Origin of the sequence: Vibrio mexicanus (assembly GCF_001012815.1) — a bacterium.
GTDB classification, from domain to species: domain Bacteria; phylum Pseudomonadota; class Gammaproteobacteria; order Enterobacterales; family Vibrionaceae; genus Vibrio; species Vibrio mexicanus.
Genome location: NZ_JYJP01000066.1, coordinates 1 through 24,457, shown reverse-complemented (window position 1 = coordinate 24,457; position 24,457 = coordinate 1). Strand labels below are relative to the sequence as shown.

Genomic DNA, 24,457 nt, shown 5'->3' with positions numbered 1-24,457 from the left:
GGGTGTGTCATGCCTTTTGCTTATTTGAGACACAAAAAAAGAGGCTAATGCCCTCTTTTTATATGCAATTTACAAGCTCTATTAAAGAACGTGTACAGATGCAGTGTTAGTAGTACCTGAAGCAACTAGAGCACCAGAAACCATAACAACGATGTCACCTTTGTTACCCAGGCCAGATTGTAGAGCAATCTCTTTACCGCTTAGGTAGAACGCATCAGTGCTTTCGATAGAGTCAACAAGTACTGGCTTAACACCTTTAGTTAGTACTAGTTGTGCAGCTGTCTTCTCGTTAGTTGTCAGTGCTAGGATGTTTGCAGTTGGGAAGTACTTACGTACAGAACGTGCAGACTTACCACCCTCAGTAGCAACAACGATTAAAGGAGCAGCTAGTTTCTCAGCTGTGTCTACTGCGCCTTTACATACTGCTTCAGTGATGCGTAGACGTGGGCTGTCTAGACGAGAACCTAGCTCAGCTTTTAGAGCTGAATCAGTACGGTTCGCGATTTGAGCCATGATAGTTACCGCTTCTACTGGGTACTTACCTTTAGCAGTTTCACCAGAAAGCATTACTGCGTCAGTACCGTCCATGATTGCGTTCGCAACGTCACCCGCTTCTGCACGAGTTGGACGTGGGTTGCTGATCATAGAGTCAAGCATTTGAGTTGCAGTGATAACCATCTTACGTGCACGGTTACACTTCTCGATCATCATCTTCTGAGCGAAGATTACTTCTTCAGCTGGGATTTCAACACCTAGGTCACCACGAGCAACCATGATGCCGTCAGAAGCTTCTAGAATAGCGTCGAAGTTATCAACACCTTCTTGGTTTTCGATCTTAGAGATGATGTGGATGTTCTCGCCGCCGTTTGCGTTTAGAAGCTCGCGGATTTCTTTAACGTCTTCTTCTTTACGGATGAAAGAAGCAGCAACGAAGTCAACGCCTTGCTCACAACCGAATTTAAGATCAGCTTTATCTTTTTCAGATAGTGCAGGAAGTTGAACAGAAACGCCTGGAAGGTTAACACCTTTGTTTTCGCCTAGAGCACCGTTGTTAAGAACTTTACACTTAACTTCAGTTTCAGTTGTTGCGATAACTTCCATCTCGATTAGGCCGTCATCAACTAGGATAGTGTTACCCGCTGCTAGGTCAGCAGCGAAGCCTGGGTAAGTTACAGCAACAGTGTTTTTGTTACCTACAACTGAAGCGTCAGTTGTGAAAGTGAATTCTTGACCAGCGACTAGATCAACGTCGTCGCCGTTTTCTAGTTTGATTGTGCGGATTTCTGGACCTTTAGTGTCTAGAAGGATAGCAAGTTGCTCGCCTTTCTCTTCCATTACTTTACGGAAGTTCGCAATACGAGTGCCGTGCTCTGCAAAGTCACCGTGAGAAAAGTTCAGGCGCATTACGTTCATGCCTGCATTTACAAGTTCAGTTAGTTTCTCAACAGATTCAGTTTTAGGGCCAATCGTACAAACGATTTTGGTCTTTTTCATGGAAGATACTCTCCGGTAAGTATTGTTACAATTTGAAAGTTGGTTACAGAGCCAAAATGAGGGCTTATTGGCTTAGCATTTTGTGCCTGCTAAGGAAGTAAGCGATGTTCCATTTTTCACGTTTTGGCTGAAAGTCTTTCATCAAATTAAGTCATTTTATGACTGATAAGTTTCACTCAAATCCAGACTTTTTGTGACCTAACCACTCTAAAAGGGTTAGATTGCAAAAAAATAACGGTCAATTCTGTAATTTTGTTTCTTTTCGGGTGGGAATTCTACCACCGAATGAATCCAATATCACTGTTTAAGAATTGTCTTAGGACAAGGTTTTTGCGCTAAAGATTAATTTTTTGGATCGAAATAAATGGACAAATAAGTTTCGATTCAACTACACTTTGTTTCAAATCGAAACTTAAATTGTGATTAATGAATGTCGAAACGAAATACTCAGCTGAGAAGGCACGCCATTTCTAACTTAGTTAATGATAAAGGTGAAGTGAGCGTTGAGGAACTTTCTAACAAATTTGAAACCTCAGAGGTCACAATTAGAAAGGATCTTGCATCACTTGAGAAAAATGGTCAATTACTAAGGCGCTATGGCGGTGCCATTGCACTGCCGAAAGAAGTGATTAACGATGAATTGACTAAAAAAGTTTCAGTGCGAAAGTCAGAGTTGGCAAAATTAGCTGCAAACTTGATTCGAGACCACAATCGACTTGTGATCGACAGCGGTAGCACAACAGCGGCCTTAATTGAGCAACTCAATCACAAACGTGGCTTGGTTGTAATGACCAACTCGTTGCACGTCGCGAACGCGCTTAATGAGCTGGAAAACGAGCCTACTTTACTAATGACTGGTGGCACTTGGGACACGCATTCTGAATCTTTTCAAGGCCAAGTTGCAGAGTCGGTTTTACGTTCATACGACTTTGATCAGCTATTTATTGGGGCGGACGGTATCGATCTTAGCGAGGAACAACTACATTTAATGAGTTAGTTGGTTTAAGCAAGGTCATGGCCGAAGTCTGCCGCGAAGTCATTGTGATGATCGAATCAGACAAAATTGGTCGCAAAATCCCAAATCTAGAATTGGGTTGGGACAGTATCGATATCTTGGTGACAGACCGAGATATCAAATCAGAAGATAAACAAGAAATCGAAGCACTCGGTATTACCGTAATCTGTGCGTAATAAATTACCCACTTTATGGCCTTTGCTTGCTGCCTGTTGGGATAATAAAAAATAAGGAAGAGGTGTCTCTATGTGTGGAATTGTTGGTGCAGTAGCGCAACGCGATGTAGCAGAAATTCTAGTTGAGGGTCTAAGAAGGCTTGAGTATCGAGGTTACGACTCTGCGGGGGTTGCAGTCGTCGATAGCCAATCAAACCTGACTCGCCTGCGTCGTCTAGGGAAAGTGAACGAACTGGCTCAAGCGGTTTCTAAGAAACAAGTCGCGGGCGGTACGGGGATCGCTCATACACGTTGGGCGACACACGGTGAACCATCTGAAGTGAATGCTCACCCACATATGTCGGGCAATATTGCCGTTGTGCATAACGGCATTATTGAAAACCATCAGGTGTTGCGTGAGCTGCTAGTTGAGCGCGGTTATGTGTTTGAGTCTCAAACCGATACCGAAGTGATCGCTCACTTAGTTGAGTGGGAACTGCGCACCAGCGACTCGCTACTTGAGGCGCTACAGAAAACGGTTAAGCAACTAGAAGGTGCCTACGGCACAGTGGTGTTTGATAAAGCAGATCCAAGCCGAGTAGTCGTGGCACGCTCAGGCAGCCCACTGGTCATTGGCTATGGTATGGGTGAACATTTTATTGCCTCTGACCAACTAGCCCTTCTTCCTGTCACTCGCCGCTTTGCTTTCCTTGAAGAAGGTGATGTCGCGGAGGTCACCCGTTTTGAAGTGTCGATTTACGATAGCACTGGTGAACGTGTTGAGCGTGAGGTGAAAGAGTCAGAAGTTTCGCATGATTCAGGCGATAAAGGTGAGTACCGCCACTACATGCTAAAAGAGATTTATGAGCAACCTGTGGCAATTCAACGCACGCTAGAAGGGCGTCTAGCGAATGGACAAGTTATCTCATCTATTTTTGGTGACAACGCTCCAGACTTGCTAAGCAAAGTGAAGCACGTTCAGATCATTGCTTGTGGTACCAGTTATCATGCGGGAATGGTTGCACGCTACTGGCTTGAAGAGTGGGCAGGAGTATCATGCAATGTCGAGATTGCGTCAGAGTTTCGTTACCGTAAGTCTCATGTGTTTGAGAACTCATTATTGGTGACAATTTCTCAGTCTGGCGAAACCGCTGATACATTAGCTGCGCTGCGTCTTGCAAAAGAGATGGGCTATATGGCGAGCCTAACGATTTGTAACGTGCCTGGGTCATCATTGGTACGTGAATCTGATTTGTCGTATATGATGAAAGCGGGTGCTGAAATTGGTGTAGCTTCTACTAAAGCCTTCACAGTTCAACTCGCGGGGCTATTGATGTTGGCTGGTGCAATTGGGCACTTTAACTTGATGACTTCTGAACAAGAAGCTCAGTTGGTATCTGCGTTGCAGTCTTTGCCTGCAAAAATTGAGCAAACTCTGTCGATGGCAGAACAAATTGAAGCGCTTGCCGAGGATTTTGCTGACAAAAATCATTCATTGTTCCTAGGGCGAGGAGAGCAATCTGCGATTGCGATGGAGGGAGCGTTAAAGCTTAAAGAAATCTCTTACATCCACGCTGAAGCGTATGCCGCTGGTGAGCTTAAACATGGGCCTCTTGCTCTTATTGATGCAGAGATGCCAGTTATTGTCGTTGCTCCAAACAATGAACTGTTAGAAAAGCTCAAATCAAATGTAGAGGAAGTTCGCGCACGTGGTGGTTTGATGTACGTATTCGCCGATGCACAAGCAGCATTTGAGAGTGATGATACAATGAAGGTACTAAATGTACCGCATTGTGACGAGTTCATTGCGCCAATTGTGTACACGTTACCGCTGCAATTACTGTCTTACTATGTTGCCCTGATCAAAGGTACCGATGTGGATCAGCCACGTAACCTCGCTAAGAGTGTGACTGTAGAATAACTTCCTTTGACATAATAGCTCAAAGAGCGATGACAAAAAGGCGAGCAGATTGCTCGCCTTTGAGCTTTTAACGTCTAAGTTTATCAACCGACCAAGCTGAGGTCTTCGAACTCTTCTCTATGGTACTCAAGGTATCGGTAGCTTGGCCAACACCCATGTAGCGCGCCAATGTTTTAGGTTCGACATCACGAAGATCCACCACAATCAGGCCGTCTAGAGCATTGTTGAAGTTTGGATCGATGTTGAATGAGACGATCTTGCCGTTGAGTGATAGGTATTGTCTGAGCAGTACAGGCACTGTTTTACCCTTGTCTAAACGGGAAATGACGCGAGAAAGAAGTTGTAGGTCATCAAGTGCCGAAAGCTGTTGTCTGTTCCAATCATTGTCGCTCGCTGGCCAAGGGTTTGTTGGTTTGACGTACTCAGAACTGTCGGCATCGTAATAGTGCAGCTTGATCGTATCGATCAGAAGCTTTCTTGCATGGTCGCTATAGTCGTTACTGATACTTACTGGACCAAACAGATGGGTATAGTCGGGATTGTTGGAAACGTAAGTCGCGATTCCCTTCCAAAGAAGTAGTAATGCGCTCATGCTTCTTTGGTATTCCTGAGCAATAACTGAGCGTCCCATCTCGATGGATTTGCCCATGGTTTTTAAGAAGTCGTCATCGTAGTCAAACAAAGTGCGAGAGTAGAGGCCACCTAGGCCCTTTTTCTCTATCAGCTTGTCGATAAACCCTAAACGATAGGCGCCAACCAAATTATTTTTTTCTCTGTTCCAAACAAACAGGTGCTGGTAGTCACGGTCAAATTCATCAATGTCGATCGCAAGGCCAGTGCCTTCACCAACCGCACGGAAGTTAACTTCTCTCATTCTGCCAATTTCATGCAGTAGAGAAGGGATGTTGTCTGCACTGGTGCAGTAGACATCAAACTCACCACTCGAGAGTAGATGGTCACTCTCCGGAAGCCTGTTGATATCGTCCAGTATCTCATTGGTAGGGAGAGGGTTGGCAACCGGCAGCAGTTCGGACTCTTGGTCAGAGTGGACTGACAGCGGACTTTGATCGTGACGATTTAGCAGATAAGTATTCAATCTCAGGTAGTTAACCAACTGCGTGTTTGAAAGCTGTTTGATCTCTTTGTATTTGATCACATCACCAATCGACAGGCCGATTTCTGTCGACTGCTTATTAAGTAGCTCTCTGCCAAGCATTAAGGTGCGAAGCATAGGATGGATCTTAGCGGCGAGATAGAATGGCTTTGAGTTCGCGCCATCAATGTAAACCGGTACCGTCGCGGCTTTGTGTTTGTGGATCAGCATGCTCACTGATCGGTTCCAGTCTTTATCTTCCAGTCGCTGTTTTTTCTTTTGACGTGGCTGCTTTTCACCGACCAAGTGAGAGACTTCGCCTGCAGGGAACATAAGCAGCAGGCCGCCTTCTTCTAAATGGCGATTCGCATCTCTCAGTGCCTTCATATTCGATTTGTGCGCACTTTCCGAGTCGAACACATCCACGCCGATGAATAGCTTTTCTAATTCAGGAACGGTCTTTAAATATTGGTTAGCGAGTATTTTGATGTCTTTACGAATCATTAGAAGCAGTTCGGCAAGAATAACGCCTTCAACACATCCTAAAGGGTGGTTTGCAACGATCACGGTAGCGCCGCACTTTGGAATGTTATCTAAACTGCCGCGAGAAATTTGATAATCGATGCCTAGCACTTCTAACGTGAAACGCAGGAATTCTTCGGTGCTGCAGCCTGCTGGGCGCTGATGGTAGTACTTTCCTAGTTTGCTTAGCCCTGTTGCCCATTCGGCAATGTTCTCACCCACACCAAAAGGTGTGACACGTGGTAAACGAAAAGGGTTAATAGTTTCCATAATGACCTCTGCTAACTTGACAGTTTGATCCTAGGAAAGCTTCTTTACAGTTCAGAGTCAGTTTGATGAGGATGCAATGACTGGTCTGTGACAGATTTATGAAGTCTGTTTCATTTGCGTATTAGTCGCCGGGAAAGATGCAATAGACATTATTTCATAAGATTAAATAATTTATTGCTCACAAAACATACGCATTGGTTATTATACTTTGTTGAAAGCTGCTACATTGAAAAGTGCGGGTAAACGCACATAACTATATAAGTCAACTAAACCTTCGTTTTGCTATCTGGAATAAACGGGAGCCTTAGCTCCCGTTTTTATTTGTTGAGTATTTATTATGCTCAACAAGTAAGTTTGAAGTGATGAGCGGTGACGGTTTCGCTTTCGATATGAACATATTGAGTTGAAGCGTTGAGATCGTTGCAGATCTGAGTGATGTTCATTTTCAAACTTTCAAGAGCCTGTTTGGCTGAATCGGGCATCACTGAAAGTTGTATTATGATAACTCGTTCTTTTTTTACTTCGGCACTATAGCGAGCGAGATACTCGTTGGCGTTTTTCGACCAAAAGCCATTGCAGCCTTCTCCGGTGAAGACAGTAACACCACCAAAAGATTCTGACAGTCTCTGACCAAGACTATTACACGCTTGCTCGGTCACCGCTTCTTCAACAGTAAAAATGGCGATGTAGCGTATTCGCTGAGATGTCTGTTCCATAGAGATTAAGTCCTAATTCGGTAGAGATAAACAAAGATGGCAATAACCAGTAGGACTGATAGCCAAGAAGAGCCATCTTGTGGCATTGTTCGAAATAGATCAAACAGTCCTGGCACATGATCCTCTTCCAGCGATTTAGAGGTGGAGACCAGGCTTATCATCAGATCAATGATCGCTAAGCAACCAATGCCAGAAAGTAGGTACTCAACCGTTTTGTTAATAGCAGCTTGCTGCTCCTCTAACATAGCATCAATTCTCGACTTGATGAGATTAGCACGCTTAATTGTCAGTTCTTGTAGCTGATTGAGTTGCCATGCTTCAATGATTTCACTGAGCAGTACAGACCGATAAGCTTGGGTTCCTATATGCGCATCATTAAATTCCAGCTTACAAAATTCGATGTGTTCAAGAGAGCGTATTGATTGCCTGAGTAGGTTATTCAACTTCCTTTTACGTGTGTTTCGTTTTTCGTCATATTGGGCTAGCTGGGAATACTTTTGTTTTAGCTTGGTATTAAGGAGATATAAGATTGCATTATACGCTTGGCAAATGCGTTGTACTCGTGACCAGGAATCTATCTCTTTGTACTCGACAACTAAAGAGTTACCCGAACCAATGTAGTGACGATCTATCTCGACGTCGTCTTCTGCGCCAACCCATTGCTTGAGCATTGTTTGTTGTTGAACAGGGCTATTTGGCGGCTGGAAGATGACTCTACCACTCCAAAGCACGGCCTCATCACTTGGCGTTTTATCGTTATAGTTGATGTCATTAAAGATCTTAAAATCCTTCGGTTGAATGACATTGATAAGCTGCTTGGCGTTAAGTGCATCGGAGACCAACCCAAACTTGGGATAAATAGATGTATTGTAGAGCTGCTTGATTAGCTTTGTGAGATCGCTATCGAGCTCGCCTGAACCAAAATACTCAGCTTCCTGCTCACTGTTTATAGAGATATCGATTTGCATTTCGAGTATCGCTATTGAATCGTCAAAGAAATGAATAACGCACTGTTTTAGTAGCGAGTGCTTCCACCACGAATACTCTTGCCGTTGGGTAATCAAGCCATCGAAATCAATAAGGTCGACATGCCCCGAATAAATCGGTTGAAAGAAATATGGGTGATTATCACTATTGATGTTGGTATAGCCATTCGAGACATTACCGTCAAAACGTGCGAAGTGAGGTAAAAGTATATCCTCTAATTGATGTTTTAGATCTTGATGTTCGTCTGCTGACATAGACGCTCTAAGTTCGCTATGTGTATTCAGTGGCGTTCTAATGGGCGAGAAGGTTCTTACCGTGACAGTTCCATATGAGGGCATTGCTGTTATTTGACCTATCAATCCTTTGAATGTCGCTACTTTACGAAAAATTAGAAACTATCGCTTTGTCTTCATCTTATTATTAAGATCGAGAGCAATAAAATGATCTTATTTCTAATTGATATAGGTTCTTTTTTTGATATTTAATAATTGTCTATATACCTCTAAATGGGTATGCGCTTTAATCTCATGTATTTATATTGTGATATTTATCAACTGGAGTATTTGTCATCAATTATGTGAATAATTAACAATTTGCCGTCAAATTCACCTGCTACCTTCTAGTGAGAAAAGAGTTAATGCACAACGATAATGTTATGCAAGGTTAGGGGGATACGATGTTAGATAAGATTCACAAGGTGTCTATCGCGACAAGAGCTTGGTCTATTTTAGTTATGTTTGCCGTTGGGTTACTGGCGTGTGTAGTGCTTGATGCGATTAAGACACGAGATTTAATGCGAGATAACTATGAGAAAGGCGTGATTGCTTTAGTGGAAAGCGCACAAGGCATTGTCGCTTATTATCATGAACAATCGATATCGGGAGGGCTTACAACTGAACAAGCACAGCAGTTGGCTCTGTCTGCTATTTCTTCTATGCGATTTGATGGAGGTAACTACATTTTTGTTGCTGACGAAACTGGAGTACAAATAGCGTCAGGTGTAAAGTCACTTGTTGGTAAGAACATAATGGATCTTACCGATAGTTCGGGCAAGAAATTTGTTAGAGAGCTGTATCAGTCTGCGTACAATGGTGGAGGGTTTGTCGATTATGAATGGGCAAATCCAGATAAAGGGACAACCGATCCAAAAACCAGCTATGCGAGCTTCTTTCAACCTTGGGAGTGGATGATCGGCAGCGGGATCAATATGGAGGCACTGCAAGGGGATATCGAGCGGGCGGAATGGATCTCGCTGAGCAATGCGACCATGATCTTAATCGGCCTATTTACCGTTGTCGCTTTCTTTATTAAAACCATCACTTCGCCATTAAAGCGTACCGTTCGAGCAATGGAAAACCTGTCAAAAGGTGAAGGAGATCTGACCCAACGCCTAGTGGAAGAGGGTAGCTCTGAACTGCGTGATCTCGCGCGATACTTCAATCAGTTTGTTGGATCGATTCAATCGATCATGCTTTCCGTGAGTGACTCGGCGTCACAAGTCTCCAGTTCAGTCAGCCAAATGCATCATTCGGTTCATGCAATTGATGACAGCCTAGCTCAGCAGCAAAACGATGTAGACCAGCTAGCAACGGCGATGACACAAATGTTAGCCACGGTTGAGGAAGTAGCAGGTCGCACGGTTGAAGCCAACGATGCTAGCCAACTTGCCGCCAAAGAGACTCTCAATAGCCAATCGATCGTCGGTCAGAACATGGAGCAATCCAAAGAGCTGGCTTCTGACATGCACAATGCTAGTGATGTGGTAGAGCAGTTGTCTGCGGATGCAAGGAATGTGGATACTGTACTGGAAGTGATCAGAGGCGTTGCGGAGCAAACCAATTTGTTGGCGTTGAATGCTGCAATCGAAGCGGCGCGAGCTGGTGAGCAAGGTCGAGGATTTGCAGTCGTGGCCGACGAGGTTCGTACTCTGTCTGTTCGAACTCAAGAATCAACCCTAGAGATTCAGTCTATTGTCGAGAAGCTTCAGGTAGGCTCGGAAGATGTGGTCAAGCTAATGTCGAAAGGGTTCGATAAAGCCAATGATGTGGCTTCTCTGTCTGAGAGAGCCAGTGCGGCGTTAAATACAATCGATAGTGAAGTACAAACGATTGAAGCAATGAACGAGCACATTGCAACCGCTGCGGAAGAGCAAACAGTGACGGTAAATGATATTAACCGAAATGTGGTGAGCTTGAGAGATATGTCGGCATCGGTGTCGGAAGAGTCAAGCCAAATGGCCAGTGCAAGTCAGTCACTGCACAAGGTTTCAACGGTGCTGGTGGACATGATTAATCGCTTCAAGTTAGCTTGATAGAAAGACTAACTGCACCCACAACAACACCCACAATCATTAAATGCAAAAAAGGCGTAGTAGGGATTAACCTGCTACGCCTTTTCAAATTTGGTGGCCCCTCGCAGACTTGAACTGCGGACCAATCGATTATGAGTCGACTGCTCTAACCACTGAGCTAAGGGGCCAAATTAGATGGACGATTATAGGGGATGCAATGGAAGGTGTCTACCCACTAACCATGGCAATTGCGCTTAGTTTTTATCCACTTAAATGCTCTACGAACAAAAAAGGTGAGCAGATGCTCACCTTTTATTCAGTTCATTGTTCGTCTCAAACTTGCTTACTCGTCTAGGAAACTGCGCAGTGTTTCTGAGCGGCTTGGGTGACGAAGTTTGCGCAGTGCTTTCGCTTCGATCTGACGGATACGCTCACGAGTAACATCGAACTGCTTACCTACCTCTTCAAGAGTGTGGTCAGTGTTCATGTCGATACCGAAACGCATACGAAGTACTTTTGCTTCACGTGGCGTTAGGCCAGCCAGTACATCTTTTGTCGCTACTTTCAGGCTGCCAGATGTTGCTGAGTCTAACGGTAGCTCTAGCGTTGTATCTTCGATGAAATCACCTAGATGCGAATCTTCGTCGTCACCGATTGGCGTCTCCATTGAGATTGGCTCTTTAGCGATTTTCAGAACTTTACGAATCTTGTCTTCTGGCATTTGCATACGCTCTGCCAACTCTTCCGGTAACGGCTCACGACCCATCTCTTGCAGCATTTGACGAGAGATACGGTTTAGTTTGTTGATCGTTTCGATCATGTGTACCGGAATACGAATCGTACGTGCTTGGTCTGCGATTGAACGTGTGATTGCCTGACGGATCCACCACGTTGCGTAAGTCGAGAACTTGTAACCACGACGGTATTCGAACTTATCTACCGCTTTCATCAGACCGATGTTACCTTCTTGGATCAGATCCAAGAACTGTAGGCCACGGTTGGTGTATTTCTTAGCGATAGAGATTACTAGACGTAAGTTCGCTTCAACCATCTCTTTCTTCGCACGGCGTGCTTTCGCTTCACCGATAGACATACGACGGCTGATGTCTTTGATGCTTTGAACAGTTAAAGAAGTTTCTTCTTCAATGATCTTTAGCTTTTGAATGCTACGACGAATGTCATCTTCGTTACGCTTCACTTTTTCTGCGTATGGCTTGTCAGAAGCCAATACTTCATCCAACCAAGCTTCGCTTGACTCGTTGCCAGTGAATAGCGCGATGAATGATTTCTTCGGCATTTTGCCGTATTCAACAGTTTGACGCATGATCAAACGTTCTTGAGTACGCACGCGATCCATCGAAGTACGCAGTTCATCAACTAGGTAATCGAACTGTTTCGGCGTTAAGCGGAACTCTTTGAATACTTCTTGAACAAGGCCGGTCGCTTGAGACGCTTTTTCGCTCTCAGCACCGTGTTCATTGATCGCAAGCTGAAGATTTTGGTACGTGTTACGTAGTTCAGTGAACTTCTCTAGAGCAAGTTCAGGATCAATACCTGTATCTTCCTCTTCCTCGTCCTCTGAATCTTCAGAATCTTCTGCGTCTTCTTCATCTTCTTCAGCAAGTTCAGCTTCAGCAAGTTCAGAACCGATGTGCGTTGCCGTAGGCGCTGCAGTACCATCGTCATCTGGGTCAACGAAGCCGCTGATAAGATCTGTTAGACGCAGCTCTTCAGCTTGAACTTTGTCAAACTGCTCTAGGATGTAAGGGATAGTGCCTGGGTATTCAGCAACAGAAAGCTGAACTTGGTTGATACCATCTTCAATACGTTTCGCAATGTCGATCTCGCCTTCACGAGTCAGTAGCTCAACGGTACCCATTTCACGCATGTACATGCGGACAGGGTCAGTGGTACGGCCAATTTCATTTTCTACACTAGAAAGCGCAGCCGCTGCAGCTTCCGCAGCGTCTTCATCTGTAATGGTGTCATCATCATTGAGCGCAAGATCATCAGCATCAGGTGCAGTTTCTACTACCTTGATACCCATGTCGTTGATCATCTGAATGATGTCTTCTACCTGTTCAGAGTCTACGATCTCTGCTGGTAGGTGGTCGTTTACTTCTGCGTAGGTCAGATAGCCTTGTTCTTTGCCTTTAATGACAAGTGTTTTTAGCTGTGACTGCGGATTTTGATCCATAGACGGTATCCAACTTCGTATCTGGTGACGGATTTAGTATGCGAATTGCAAACCACGAATACTAACAAATTTATTCATTGCTGACTAATCAGACAGGGTTACGCTTTCAAATCTAGCATCAAAGCTAGCAGCTCCCTTCTTTCTTCGGTTGATAAACCGACACTTCTATCTTTAGCTTGCAGGTTTTCAATTTGTTTTTCGACGCATTTGGGCAAGAATCTTGTCCAATGAATCTAAAAATATATCTTCTTGATTGTCTTCATCGAGGGGATTTCCCAGCCCGCGAGACGAGACAGAAGTGTCTCATGTTGCCTATTTCGCCAGCTTTCTAGCAGTTGGCCGGTGTTGATATGGGGACGCGCTTGACAATATTCAAGCACCTCGACCAATAAACTTAGCCCTGGTAATGATATCTCTCTCACACTGGAGAGATCAGGTACCATTTCAGCATAGCTCGGATTTTGGATTAGCAAAGCAATTACTTCGCGCATCGGTGTACGCTTAATCTCTTTATGTGGCTGAGGTCGCGTTTCTTTTACGGCCTTGCGAGACTGACGTAATTGATTGTCAAATCCGGTTCTTTCATCGAGCAGTTTTTCCAGTAACTCTTGGAAGTAGATATCTGGGATCTTGTCGATCAGGCCACTTGCATGCGCGCGAAGTGCTGACTTACCCTCGGTTGTTCCCAAGTTTATCTGGTGTAACTCGATCAAGTTTTCAAACAGATAGCTTGAGAGTGGTGTAGCTTGTTGAACTTGTTGTTCAAAGGCTTCTTTACCATGCTTTCGAATATAGCTATCTGGATCTTCGCCATCGGGCAAAAATAGGAATTTTAATGTGTTGCCAGTTTTTAGGTACTGAAGTGCATTCTCTAACGCGCGCCAAGCCGCTTCTTTACCGGCTCTATCACCGTCATAACAACATACAACAGTGTTGGTTTGGCGGAATAACAGTTGGATATGATCGCCAGTCGTCGATGTACCCAATGATGCAACCGAGTAGTCCACGCCATATTGCGCCAGCGCGACAACATCCATATAACCTTCAACGACAAGCACTTGCGGCGGCTCGCGGTAGGCTTGCATCACTTCATACAAGCCATAAAGCTCTTTACCCTTATGGAAGATTGGCGTTTCAGGCGAGTTGAGATACTTGGGCGTACCATCGCCGAGAACGCGTCCACCAAACCCGATAACACGCCCGCGTCGATCACGAATTGGGAACATGACTCGGCCACGAAAACGATCGTAGCGATTGCCTTTGTCGTTTTCGATCAGCATACCGCCAGCGACGAGCATGTCTTGAGTGTCTTTCTGCTGGCCAAAGTTCTTACGAACTAAGTCCCACTCATCAGCCACATAACCAATACCAAATTTTTGAACGATTTCGCCTGATAGGCCACGCTCTTTCAAATAATCAATCGCCACTTTACTGCTCGCGGCTTTCAATTGATTTTGGTAGAACTGAGCAATGCTGCCCATCATGTCGTAAAGGTTGCGCTTTTGCTCGGTATTGGCTCTTGGTTGCGTGCTATAACCGCCACTGCGTTGCTCTCTTGGAACATCAAGTCCTAGGAAAGATGCAAGCTCTTCAATCGCTTCAACAAATTCTAGGCGCTCATATTCCATGACGAAGTCGATGGCATTACCATGCGCTCCGCAACCAAAACAGTGATAGAACTGCTTTTCTTGGCTTACGCTGAATGAGGGAGTTTTTTCGTTGTGGAAAGGGCAACAGGCGCTGTAGTTTTTGCCTTTTTTCTTAAGTTTTACGCGTGCGTCAATGATATCGACGATATCAAGTCGAGCGAGGAGGTCATCGATGAAGCTACGTGGGATGTGTCCTGCCATAAAACCTTAGAAAAATGCACTTGTATAAGTGAATAAACTACATAATCAAGTAGATACAAACAAGCCGTGCGTCCAAAGGATAGCACGGCTTGTTGCAAATGGGACTGGGAATTAAGCCAGTTTAGAGCGAACTAAACCACTAATTTTACCCATATCTGCGCGCCCTTGAATTTGAGGCTTAAGCACGCCCATTACCTTACCCATGTCTTGCATGCCCGCTGCACCAGACTCAGTAATTGCAGCTTCAATTAGTGCGATTACTTCTTCATCTGTCAGTGGTTGAGGCATAAATTCCTCAAGTACGGCAATTTCAGCTTGCTCAACTTCAGCTAGATCTTGACGACCAGCAGATTCATATTGAGCCACAGAGTCGCGACGTTGTTTAACCATTTTTACCAGTACAGCAAGAATGTCGTCGTCAGACAGAGTAATCTGTTCATCGACTTCACGTTGCTTGATAGCTGATAGAGCTAAACGGATAGTGCCAAGGCGCGGTTTGTCCTTGGCTTTCATCGCTAATTTTTGCTCTTCTTTGAGAGTATCAATAAGAGCCATAACTAATTCCTAATCGGACCTAGTTATTAGTACAGGCGAACGCGACGAGCGTTTTCGCGAGCTAGCTTCTTAGCGTGACGCTTTTGAGCTGCTGCTTTAGCGCGTTTGCGAACTGTAGTTGGTTTTTCATAGTGCTCACGACGACGCACTTCAGAAAGGATACCTGCTTTTTCGCAAGAGCGCTTGAAACGACGTAGAGCAACGTCGAACGGTTCGTTTTCACGTACTTTAACTACTGGCATATGCCTTTCACCTCAGGGGTTATTCGTTAACGCTGGCAACTTAGGACTAAACTCTTAATGTTCGGTCAATAACCAGCTTGATCAAAAATGGTGCGGAATTTTAATCCGATCACAGTGCCTTTGTAAAGCACTTTGTCGATTATAGTCTGTACAAAATTTGTTTGCTGATGGAAGGCAAGGTAAGATTGCGCCAATTCAGAAATCTACACACAGCGTGCCGAGAACATTATGCGCATTATTGGTATTGAAACATCCTGTGATGAAACAGGAATTGCTATCTACGATGAACACAAAGGATTGCTAGCTCATAAGCTATATAGTCAGGTGAAACTGCATGCCGATTACGGCGGCGTAGTACCTGAACTTGCTTCTCGTGATCATGTTAAGAAGACTATCCCTCTTATTAAAGCTGCACTAGCAGAAGCCAATCTTACGTCAGACGATATTGATGGTATTGCTTATACAGCAGGCCCAGGCCTAGTAGGTGCACTGCTTGTTGGTGCGACGATTGGCCGCAGCCTAGCTTACGCTTGGGATGTACCAGCCGTTCCTGTGCATCATATGGAAGGCCACCTTTTAGCGCCGATGCTAGAAGATAACCCACCTCCATTCCCGTTTGTTGCCGTACTGGTTTCGGGCGGTCACTCAATGATTGTTGAAGTGCGCAGCATTGGTGAGTACACCATTTTGGGTGAATCGATTGATGATGCAGCGGGTGAAGCTTTCGATAAAACCGCAAAACTGATGGGGCTTGATTACCCTGGTGGCCCTCTATTATCTAAGCTTGCGGAAAAAGGCACGCCAGGTCGTTTCAAATTCCCAAGACCAATGACCGATCGCCCAGGCTTAGATATGAGCTTCTCTGGTTTGAAGACGTTTACCGCCAATACAATTGCAGCAAATGGTGATGATGAGCAAACCCGTGCTGATATTGCGTTAGCGTTTGAAGAAGCGGTGTGCGCGACATTGGCAATCAAATGTAAGCGTGCTCTAGAGCAGACTGGCTTGAAGCGCATTGTAATGGCGGGCGGTGTGAGTGCGAACCGACGCCTGCGCGCCGAGCTAAAAACACTGGCGGATAAAATGGGCGGGGAAGTGTACTACCCACGCACAGAGTTCTGTACTGACAACGGTGCCATGATCGCTTATGCAGGTATGCAGCGTTTGAAAAATGGCGACACGGTCGATCTATCGGTTCAAGCAACGCCGCGCTGGCCAATTGATCAGCTAGAGCCAATTAAATAGATTACTGAGATAGCATTGCTAAGATAACTCAGAAAAGAAAACGGCTGCATTCGTGGCCGTTTCTTCTTTATATTGCTTTTAAATGGCGTTTCTCAATATAGAGTAAAGCGCCGCAACTCATTCACAAACGGAAGTCTTAAATGGAATCGAAGATGAAGACATTCTCTGTTGATGGACAGAACATGCGCTACCTTGATATTGGACAAGGGCCTGTTCTGATATTTGGCCATAGCTATTTATGGGACAGCGGCATGTGGGCTCCTCAAGTGGAACACTTGAGTCAGCGTTACCGTTGTATCGTCCCAGATTTATGGGCGCATGGGGAAAGCGACATTGCGCCAAGCAGTTGTCGTAACCTGACTGATTATGCAACGCAAGTTCTGAGCTTGTTGGATTCATTAGAGGTTAGCGAGTTTTCAATTGTCGGATTGTCTGTTGGCGGCATGTGGGGCAGCGAACTCGCGGTTCAAGCGCCACAAAGAGTTAAATCTTTGGTTCTAATGGATACATTCGTTGGCTTAGAACCTCAGGTTACTCACGCTAAATACTTTGCCATGTTAGATGCGGTTAAAGCTGCTCAAGCGATTCCTCAAGAACTTAGCAAGGCCATTGTGCCACTCTTCTTTGCTGAAGATACGCTTAATACAGACAGCGAACTTGTTAAGAACTTTGAGCAATCTTTGGGTGATATTCAGGGTGAGCGAGCGGTTGGAATTGCCGATGTTGGCCGAATGGTGTTTGGCCGCCGAGATTTGATTGAAGAGGTAGAGAAGTTTGCTTTACCAGTACTCATTGCCGTTGGGCAACAAGATAAAGCTCGAACGCCATTGGAGTCTTACTTAATGCATGACTGCATTACGGGCTCTGAACTAGTCGAAATTCCATCAGCGGGTCATATCAGTAATTTAGAACAGCCGGATGTGGTTAATGAGATGCTCGAACGATTCCTTGAGCGGGTTTATCAATAGCCAGTTTGAACGGCTAATGTGAACGTTGAAAGCCTCGCCCTGGGTTCCGTTGACCTAGTGCGAGGCTTTTTCTAATTGGGCTTTCTTCTCGCCGATTTTAGGCTCGGTACCATCTAACAGGCGCTTAATATTCTGATGGTGTCTCAATACAATCAAACAGCACAGCATGGCAACAGGTAATGTGTATTGTGGTTTGACTAGCCAAGTGTAGAAAGGGGCGAGTAGCACGGTGACAAGAGCGGCTAACGAGGAGTACTTAAACAAGAAGACAATAGTAAGCCAAGTGACCACAAGCATGCCCGTTAAATCAAGGCCAATGGGCGCGATGGCACCAAGCGCTGTTGCCACTCCCTTTCCACCTTTGAAGTGAAAGAAAATCGGGTACATGTGCCCTAAACAAGCCGAGATTGCGATGAGTCCGAGCATGAATGCATCGATCTCTAAGAAATAGGCACCCCAGACAGGAATTGTGCCTTTGAGCATGTCACACAGCAGTACCGCGATGGCCGCTTTCTTACCGCCAATCCTAAGTACGTTTGTTGCACCTGGGTTTTGTGACCCTACACTGCGAGGATCCGGCAATCTAGCAACTCTGCAGATCAGTACCGCACTGGAGATAGACCCCAGTAAATAGGCACAAATGATCAAAACGAGTACGAGTAGCGTCATGGATGTTTCTGTAGGTAGCCTTTAGCGTTAGTTTATTTAAGAAATAGTTTGGTTTCAGAAATCGTTTGTCGGTAGCAATAAGTTGAAAATAATGCTCATTGAGCAACTAATTGATATCATATCGCGATTACACCGAATAATACGATTTTTTACCCATTTTGGGTATCCGACCTGTAAGGATAGAGATCTGCAATGGATAAAGTGTTTATTGAGCAGTTAGAAGTTATCACAACGATTGGCGTGTATGACTGGGAACAAGAGATCAAGCAGAAGTTAGTTCTCGATATCGAAATGGCGCACGACAACCGCCCAGCAGGCAAAAGTGATGATGTGGTTGATGCGCTTGATTACTCAAAGGTGAGCGAAGCTGTTCTTAATCACATTGAAGGCGGTCGCTTCCTATTAGTAGAGCGAGTTGCTGAAGAGATCGCTGCGATCATTCGCGATCAGTTCAATGTGCCTTGGGTTAAGATCCGCTTAACCAAACCGGGCGCTGTGGCGCAAGCAAAAGGCGTGGGTGTGATCATCGAAAGAGGCTCGTTATGACCACTGCCTACATTGGTATTGGCACCAATGTAAATAGAGAAGCGAGTATTGAAGCGGCTATTTTTGCACTGCAAGAGATTGCTGACTCAGTTCGCTTATCTACCGTCTATGAATGTGCATCGGTCGGGTTTGAAAGCAGTCCTTTCTATAATCTGGTTGCTGAAGTGTCGACTTCTGCTTCCTATGAGCATTTTCAGCAGCAACTACGAGATATCGAACTTGAGTTGGGGCGCCCAGCGGCCGCGCAGAAGTTTCAAGATCGCACCATAGATCTTGATATCATTTTATTCGGTGAGCGCACTTCGACAGTGGAACCTAAGTTGCCACGCGATGATATCTACAAGTATCCGTTTGTCACTTTGCCACTTAGTGAGTTATGCCCTGATAAGATCATCCCGAGTGATGGCCGAACCGTGCGTCAGTTACAGCAACTTGTTCAGGGTGAAGAAACTTTACGTGCTGTCGAACTTTGGTTTGAATCCATGCCAGTTGCGGTTTAACTCATCACCCATTATTTCGACAGTGACTTTTTAAGTATTAGAGTTATATATGAGCTATTTTGAAGCGTTTATTTTAGCCTTGATTCAGGGCATTACAGAGTTCTTACCAGTATCGAGCTCTGCGCACTTGATTCTTCCTTCGGCTGTTTTGGGCTGGGATGATCAAGGACTTGCTTTTGATGTCGCGGTACACGTAGGTACTTTGGCCGCGGTTATTATCTACTTCCGTTCAGAAGTGATCGCTTTGCTGAGCGCCTTCTTTGGTTCGATCTTTAAAGGCGACCGCAGCAAAGAAGCTAAGTTGGCCTGGATGATCATTCTCGCAACGATCCCTGCCTGTGTCTTCGGTCTGTTCATGAAAGACATCATTGAGATCTACTTACGTAGTGCCTACGTGATCGCCACCACAACGATCGTATTCGGTCTTTTGCTGTGGTGGGCAGACAAACGATCAAGCCTTGAGTTTGATGAGCACCAAGCCACTTGGAAAAAAGCACTATTTATTGGTGTAGCGCAGGCCATGGCGATGATCCCAGGTACGTCTCGCTCTGGCGCGACAATTACCGCAGCGCTCTATCTAGGTTTCACTCGTGAAGCTGCCGCGCGGTTCTCATTCCTCATGTCGATTCCAATTATTCTGCTGGCTGGTGGTTATTTAGGCCTTAAGCTAGTCACAAGTGGCGAGCCGATCCTGATTGGACCGCTTTTCACAGGCGTTGTGGTGTCATTTATTAGTGCCTACATCTGTATTCACTACTTCTTGAAACTGATTTCTCGCATGGGCATGACACCATTTGTCATTTACCGTCTTATTCTGGGTGTTGGCCTGTTCGCTTTCTTATTGGCGAACTAATCTGAATTCATCGGCCACATAGTTAGCATCTCGCGAATAACAACGCGTTATGGTATATATGTGGTCTCTCTTTGACCTCTTTCTGACGATAGATTTCATGCGAATATTTGCTCTTACATTGATCGCAATTTTAGGCTGGCTCCAGTACACACTGTGGCTGGGTAAAAATGGCATTGCTGAATTCAATGCGGTGTCGGATGAAATACAAGTCCAGCAACAAGTGAATGCAAGTCTGCAAAATCGTAATAACGAGATGTTTGCCGAGATCGATGATCTTCGTCAGGGGCTTGATGCGATTGAAGAACGAGCTCGCCATGAGCTTGGTCTTGTGAAGGAAGGGGAGACGTTTTATCGTCTAATCGGTGAGGAAATTCATTAACATGACGACTCAGCCTTCTGGCTATATTACTGCCATCGTCCCTGCGGCGGGTGTAGGAAGCCGAATGAAAGCAGGTAAGCCTAAGCAATACCTTACAATTGGTCAGTCGACCATTCTCGAACACACAGTGAATAAGCTGTTATCTCACCCTGCTGTCTCTCAAGTAGTGATTGCCATTACCGATGGTGACCCCTATTTTCCTGAGCTTGCGATCGCTCAACATCCAGATGTGGTTCAAGTATCTGGCGGAAAAGAGCGCGCCGACTCGGTGGTCTCAGCATTAGAATATGTGGTTGAAAATCAGCTGTCTGACTGGGTATTGGTTCACGATGCTGCGCGCCCATGCGTTTCGCATCAAGACATTAGCCAGCTCATCGAATCCGTAGAGCAGTCTGACTGCTGTGGCGGTATATTAGCGGCCCCTGTGCGAGACACGATGAAGCGGTCGAATCATAATAATCAAATTGAACAAACACTGGATAGAAGTGCGATGTGGCATGCGCTCACACCGCAAATGTTCCCAGCAGTGGAACTGCGAAAACTTCTAACCGCTGCATTAGACAAGCAAGTAACGATTACCGACGAAGCGTCGGCATTTGAATGGGCAGGATTCTCACCGCTTTTGGTGGCTGGGAGAGCCGACAATATCAAGGTGACTCAGCCTGAAGACTTGGATCTTGCCACCTTCTACTTGCAGCGAAATATCTAACAAGGAATACGAAATGATTCGAATTGGTCACGGCTTTGACGTACACAAGTTTGGTGGAGAAGGCCCAGTTATTATTGGTGGCGTTGCCGTTCCTTATGAGCAAGGTTTGATTGCCCATTCTGACGGTGATGTGGCACTGCATGCGTTATCCGATGCGCTGCTTGGCGCTATCGCTCAAGGAGATATTGGCCGTCACTTCCCCGATACCGACGATAAGTGGAAAGGTGCAGACAGCCGAGCTTTACTTAGAGATGTTTATCGTTTGGTAAAAGAGCAAGGCTATGTATTGGGTAACGCCGATATTACTATCATTGCGCAGGCACCTAAGATGGCGCCTCATATCCAAGCGATGTGTAAAACCATTGCACAAGATCTTGAAACCGATCTTGGCAATGTAAATGTGAAAGCGACAACGACCGAAAAGTTGGGTTTCACAGGTCGCAAAGAAGGTATTGCAACCGAAGCGGTTGTGGTACTGATGAAGCAAAATTAAAAGCAAAGTTGCTCAATCGAGCAGTAACTTAGAGCAACGGAAAATAACATGAGTGATATTCTCTCCTCGCTTGCTTACTTGTCAGGTAAGCCAGTCGCGAAAGCAAAAATTAAAGCTAAACCAGAGCACTTCAAGGTTGTCGAAAACCTTGGTTTTGATTTCACCGGTTCTGGTGAGCATTTGATGGTTCGTATCCGTAAAACCGGTGAGAACACCAGTTTTGTGGCCAACGAATTGGCAAAAGCTTGCGGCGTGAAGTCTAAAGATGTCAGCTGGGCAGGGTTAAAAGATCGCCATGCTGTGACCGAGCAGTGGCTTAGCGTTCACCTTCCGAAAGGTGAAACACCGGACTTTAGTGAATTCTTGGCGGCCTACCCAAGTGTTGAAATCCTTGCAACAGATCGTCACAACAAGAAGTTGCGACCGGGCGATCTACAAGGGAACAGTTTCGAATTGACTCTGTCTGAAGTTACCGACGTGCATGATGTATTGCAGCGTTTGGAGTCGATTGCTAAGACAGGTGTACCTAATTATTTCGGGGCGCAGCGCTTTGGTAATGGCGGAAACAACCTTGACGAAGCACGTCGATGGGGCCGTGAAAATGTACGCACTCGTAATCAAAACAAGCGAAGTTTATATCTGTCAGCGGCGCGCTCTTGGATCTTTAACCAAATCGTTTCTGATCGCATCGAACAATCTATTTTCTCTACGCTGGTTGAAGGTGATATTGCTTTAGCAACTGAAGAACGTGTGATTGTGGATACGAGCAATATTGCAGAACTGAATGAGAAAGTTGCTCAGGGCATTGCAGAAATCAGTGCGGCAATGGCGGGTGATAATCAACTGCCAACTTCTGAGAAAGCGTTAGAACTCGAGCAACCCCACTTAGATGCAGAACCTGACTTAATGGCATTAATTCGTGGCAACCGCATGCGCCACGAACGTCGAGCAATATCACTTGTGCCTGAAGGTTTACAATGGGAAGCGCAAGGTGACAACATCGTACTTCGCTTTGCATTAGATGCAGGTTGCTTTGCGACGTCTATCGTACGAGAGTTAGTAGAAGAAATAGAAGTGGAACGTGTTTATTCATGAGCAGCGCCAAGCTAAAAATTCTGATCAGTAATGATGATGGTGTCCACGCGCAAGGTATACATGCTTTGGCGGATGAACTTCGAGATATGGCCGATGTCACTATAGTGGCTCCCGATCGTAATCGCAGTGGCGCCTCTAACTCTTTGACTTTAGAGCAGCCTCTACGTGTCAGTGAAATTGCTGACAAGGTTTACTCGGTGCAAGGTACACCAACAGACTGTGTTCATTTTGCGTTGAATGAGTTGATGAAAGATGACCTGCCCGATTTAGTGCTATCTGGTATTAATCACGGTGCAAACCTCGGTGATGATGTGCTCTATTCAGGGACGGTCGCAGCAGCGATGGAAGGGCATTTTTTAGGTGTTCAGTCTGTCGCTTTTTCGTTGGTGGGAAAAGTTAACTTTGCAACCGCTGCACGCGTTGCTCGCAAAGTGGTTGAACAACATATTCGTCGCCCAATCCCCACCAATCGACTGTTGAACATTAACATTCCTGATTTGTCGAATGATGATGTAAAAGGCACTCTAGTGACTCGATTAGGTGCGCGTCATCACGCGGAAAGTATGATTAAGCAGCAAGATCCTCGCGGGCATGATATTTATTGGCTCGGGCCTCCAGGCAAAGAGCAAGATGCGGGCGAAGGAACCGATTTCTATGCAACAGAGCATGGATATATCTCAGTAACACCACTACAAGTAGACTTGACTGCACACGAGTCATTACGTGCGATGGATAATTGGTTGAAGGAAGAGTAAACATGGTAAACCCACATGCCGACAGACTGAGAGAATTTCTTGTCGCGAGTGGCATTACAAATCAACAAGTGTTGGATGCAATCTATCGTCTGCCGAGAGAGAGTTTCGTCTCTCAAGCAATGATGCATCAAGCGTACGATAATAATGCTCTGCCGATTGGTCAGGGGCAGACCATTTCCCAGCCTTACATTGTCGCGAAGATGACGGAGCTCCTAAACTTGACTCAAAACAGTCGGGTTTTAGAAATTGGAACAGGGTCGGGTTATCAAACTGCAGTGCTCGCGCAGTTGGTCGATCATGTTTATTCTGTCGAACGTATAAAATCACTTCAATGGGATGCTAAACGTCGTCTAAAGCAGTTGGATATCTACAATGTGTCCACTAAGCATGGAGATGGTTGGAAAGGATGGGCATCAAAAGGCCCGTTTGATGCCATTATTGTCACGGCGGCAGCAATGCGATTCCTGAGTCATTGCTAAATCAATTAGCTGACGGTGGAATCATGATGATCCCTGTTGGGGAAGAAGATCAACAGCTGCTTAAAATAGTACGAACAGGTGATCAATTTTCATCGGAAGTGATTGAGACAGTTAGATTTGTCCCTTTGGTTGCTGGTGATCTAGCTTAAACTATGAGTTCATGGATGAGAGTTTTTGTTTTACTGATGTTCAGTGCACTAGTTGGGTGTACTGCAAGTACACCTGCGCCTGTGACCAGCCTGAACAAAAACTATGACTCCATCCAACGCGGCAGTTATCGCGGTAGTTACTACGAGGTTCAGAAAGGCGATACATTATACTTTATAGCGTACGTCACAGATAAAGATGTAAATGAAATCATTCGTTACAACAACTTAAGTGCCCCTTATACCATCCATCCTGGACAAAAACTCAATCTTTGGCGCCCTGCCTATCAAGCCCCAGCCTTTGGTGGCACAG

At 45.3% G+C, this 24,457-nt stretch carries 21 protein-coding genes, 1 tRNA gene and 3 pseudogenes; 15 read left to right on the top strand and 10 right to left on the bottom strand.

Annotated features, from left to right (window positions below; genetic code table 11):
- Positions 1 to 81 precede the first annotated feature (81 nt).
- Complete coding sequence (gene pykF / locus UA76_RS09785) at positions 82 to 1,494, bottom strand: pyruvate kinase PykF (RefSeq protein ID WP_047045460.1); 1,413 nt, start codon at positions 1,492 to 1,494, stop codon at positions 82 to 84.
- A 430-nt stretch (positions 1,495 to 1,924) separates the two neighbouring features.
- Here pykF and UA76_RS09780 point away from each other — a divergent pair.
- Both UA76_RS09780 and glmS read left to right on the top strand, forming a co-directional pair.
- Positions 1,925 to 2,685 (top strand): annotated as a pseudogene (locus tag UA76_RS09780) (DeoR/GlpR family DNA-binding transcription regulator).
- Between the two features lie 70 nt (positions 2,686 to 2,755).
- Positions 2,756 to 4,585 carry a glutamine--fructose-6-phosphate transaminase (isomerizing) gene (gene glmS / locus UA76_RS09775; RefSeq protein ID WP_047045457.1) on the top strand — a complete coding sequence of 610 codons (1,830 nt, stop codon included), beginning with the start codon at positions 2,756 to 2,758 and terminating at the stop codon, positions 4,583 to 4,585.
- 67 nt (positions 4,586 to 4,652) lie between these two features.
- On the opposite strand, the gene UA76_RS09770 is transcribed toward glmS, so the two are convergent.
- The 3 genes from UA76_RS09770 to UA76_RS09760 all read right to left on the bottom strand — a co-directional run bounded on the left by UA76_RS09770 (position 4,653) and on the right by UA76_RS09760 (position 8,427).
- Positions 4,653 to 6,470: a lysophospholipid acyltransferase family protein gene (locus UA76_RS09770; protein ID WP_047045455.1), complete on the bottom strand. Its 1,818-nt coding sequence runs from the start codon at positions 6,468 to 6,470 to the stop codon at positions 4,653 to 4,655.
- Positions 6,471 to 6,811: 341 nt separating this feature from the next.
- On the bottom strand, positions 6,812 to 7,186 hold the full coding sequence (locus tag UA76_RS09765; protein WP_047045451.1) for a hypothetical protein: 375 nt from the start codon (positions 7,184 to 7,186) through the stop codon (positions 6,812 to 6,814).
- 5 nt (positions 7,187 to 7,191) lie between these two features.
- Positions 7,192 to 8,427 (bottom strand): hypothetical protein, encoded by a 1,236-nt coding sequence (locus tag UA76_RS09760; protein WP_047045447.1) that lies wholly within the window; start codon positions 8,425 to 8,427, stop codon positions 7,192 to 7,194.
- 422 nt (positions 8,428 to 8,849) lie between these two features.
- Between UA76_RS09760 and UA76_RS09755 the strand changes: the two genes are divergently transcribed.
- Positions 8,850 to 10,484 (top strand): methyl-accepting chemotaxis protein, encoded by a 1,635-nt coding sequence (locus UA76_RS09755; protein WP_047045442.1) that lies wholly within the window; start codon positions 8,850 to 8,852, stop codon positions 10,482 to 10,484.
- Between the two features lie 91 nt (positions 10,485 to 10,575).
- Here UA76_RS09755 and UA76_RS09750 read toward each other — a convergent pair.
- The 5 genes and pseudogenes from UA76_RS09750 to rpsU form a co-directional block, all read right to left on the bottom strand.
- A tRNA-Ile gene (locus UA76_RS09750) sits at positions 10,576 to 10,651 on the bottom strand.
- A gap of 155 nt (positions 10,652 to 10,806) precedes the next feature.
- Positions 10,807 to 12,660, bottom strand: coding sequence for an RNA polymerase sigma factor RpoD (gene rpoD, locus UA76_RS09745; RefSeq protein ID WP_047045439.1), 1,854 nt, complete (start codon positions 12,658 to 12,660; stop codon positions 10,807 to 10,809).
- Between the two features lie 98 nt (positions 12,661 to 12,758).
- Positions 12,759 to 14,510 (bottom strand): annotated as a pseudogene (gene dnaG, locus UA76_RS09740) (DNA primase).
- 111 nt (positions 14,511 to 14,621) lie between these two features.
- Positions 14,622 to 15,065, bottom strand: coding sequence for a GatB/YqeY domain-containing protein (locus UA76_RS09735; RefSeq protein ID WP_047045437.1), 444 nt, complete (start codon positions 15,063 to 15,065; stop codon positions 14,622 to 14,624).
- 26 nt (positions 15,066 to 15,091) lie between these two features.
- Positions 15,092 to 15,307 (bottom strand): 30S ribosomal protein S21, encoded by a 216-nt coding sequence (gene rpsU / locus UA76_RS09730; RefSeq protein ID WP_001145625.1) that lies wholly within the window; start codon positions 15,305 to 15,307, stop codon positions 15,092 to 15,094.
- A gap of 228 nt (positions 15,308 to 15,535) precedes the next feature.
- On the opposite strand from rpsU, the gene tsaD reads away from it, so the two are divergent.
- Both tsaD and UA76_RS09720 read left to right on the top strand, forming a co-directional pair.
- On the top strand, positions 15,536 to 16,552 hold the full coding sequence (gene tsaD, locus UA76_RS09725) for a tRNA (adenosine(37)-N6)-threonylcarbamoyltransferase complex transferase subunit TsaD (RefSeq protein WP_047045431.1): 1,017 nt from the start codon (positions 15,536 to 15,538) through the stop codon (positions 16,550 to 16,552).
- A 152-nt stretch (positions 16,553 to 16,704) separates the two neighbouring features.
- Entirely contained in the window at positions 16,705 to 17,520 is an 816-nt protein-coding gene (locus UA76_RS09720) for an alpha/beta fold hydrolase (RefSeq protein ID WP_047045429.1), read from the top strand.
- Positions 17,521 to 17,574: 54 nt separating this feature from the next.
- On the opposite strand, the gene plsY is transcribed toward UA76_RS09720, so the two are convergent.
- On the bottom strand, positions 17,575 to 18,189 hold the full coding sequence (gene plsY, locus UA76_RS09715; RefSeq protein WP_047045425.1) for a glycerol-3-phosphate 1-O-acyltransferase PlsY: 615 nt from the start codon (positions 18,187 to 18,189) through the stop codon (positions 17,575 to 17,577).
- Between the two features lie 192 nt (positions 18,190 to 18,381).
- Between plsY and folB the strand changes: the two genes are divergently transcribed.
- The 10 genes and pseudogenes from folB to UA76_RS09665 form a co-directional block, all read left to right on the top strand.
- Positions 18,382 to 18,735 carry a bifunctional dihydroneopterin aldolase/7,8-dihydroneopterin epimerase gene (folB, locus tag UA76_RS09710; RefSeq protein ID WP_047045423.1) on the top strand — a complete coding sequence of 118 codons (354 nt, stop codon included), beginning with the start codon at positions 18,382 to 18,384 and terminating at the stop codon, positions 18,733 to 18,735.
- Positions 18,732 to 19,235 (top strand): 2-amino-4-hydroxy-6-hydroxymethyldihydropteridine diphosphokinase, encoded by a 504-nt coding sequence (gene folK / locus UA76_RS09705; RefSeq protein ID WP_047045420.1) that lies wholly within the window; start codon positions 18,732 to 18,734, stop codon positions 19,233 to 19,235. The genes folB and folK overlap by 4 nt, the downstream gene beginning before the upstream one ends.
- Before the next feature lie 49 nt (positions 19,236 to 19,284).
- Positions 19,285 to 20,088, top strand: coding sequence for an undecaprenyl-diphosphate phosphatase (locus tag UA76_RS09700; RefSeq protein WP_047045417.1), 804 nt, complete (start codon positions 19,285 to 19,287; stop codon positions 20,086 to 20,088).
- A 97-nt stretch (positions 20,089 to 20,185) separates the two neighbouring features.
- A complete protein-coding gene (gene ftsB / locus UA76_RS09695; RefSeq protein ID WP_047045482.1) occupies positions 20,186 to 20,467 on the top strand; it encodes a cell division protein FtsB in 282 nt (93 codons plus the stop codon).
- 1 nt (position 20,468) lies between these two features.
- Positions 20,469 to 21,176, top strand: coding sequence for a 2-C-methyl-D-erythritol 4-phosphate cytidylyltransferase (gene ispD, locus UA76_RS09690; RefSeq protein ID WP_047045414.1), 708 nt, complete (start codon positions 20,469 to 20,471; stop codon positions 21,174 to 21,176).
- Between the two features lie 13 nt (positions 21,177 to 21,189).
- Positions 21,190 to 21,669, top strand: coding sequence for a 2-C-methyl-D-erythritol 2,4-cyclodiphosphate synthase (gene ispF, locus UA76_RS09685; RefSeq protein ID WP_047045412.1), 480 nt, complete (start codon positions 21,190 to 21,192; stop codon positions 21,667 to 21,669).
- Between the two features lie 48 nt (positions 21,670 to 21,717).
- Positions 21,718 to 22,764, top strand: coding sequence for a tRNA pseudouridine(13) synthase TruD (gene truD / locus UA76_RS09680; RefSeq protein ID WP_047045410.1), 1,047 nt, complete (start codon positions 21,718 to 21,720; stop codon positions 22,762 to 22,764).
- Positions 22,761 to 23,519, top strand: a complete 759-nt coding sequence (gene surE / locus UA76_RS09675) for a 5'/3'-nucleotidase SurE (RefSeq protein WP_047045407.1) — start codon at positions 22,761 to 22,763, stop codon at positions 23,517 to 23,519. Before truD ends, surE begins: the two co-directional genes overlap by 4 nt.
- 2 nt (positions 23,520 to 23,521) lie before the next feature.
- A pseudogene (locus tag UA76_RS09670) lies at positions 23,522 to 24,147 on the top strand (protein-L-isoaspartate(D-aspartate) O-methyltransferase).
- Between the two features lie 15 nt (positions 24,148 to 24,162).
- Positions 24,163 to 24,457 (top strand): LysM peptidoglycan-binding domain-containing protein (locus UA76_RS09665; RefSeq protein ID WP_420340912.1); only part of this gene is annotated, 295 nt, incomplete at its 3' end.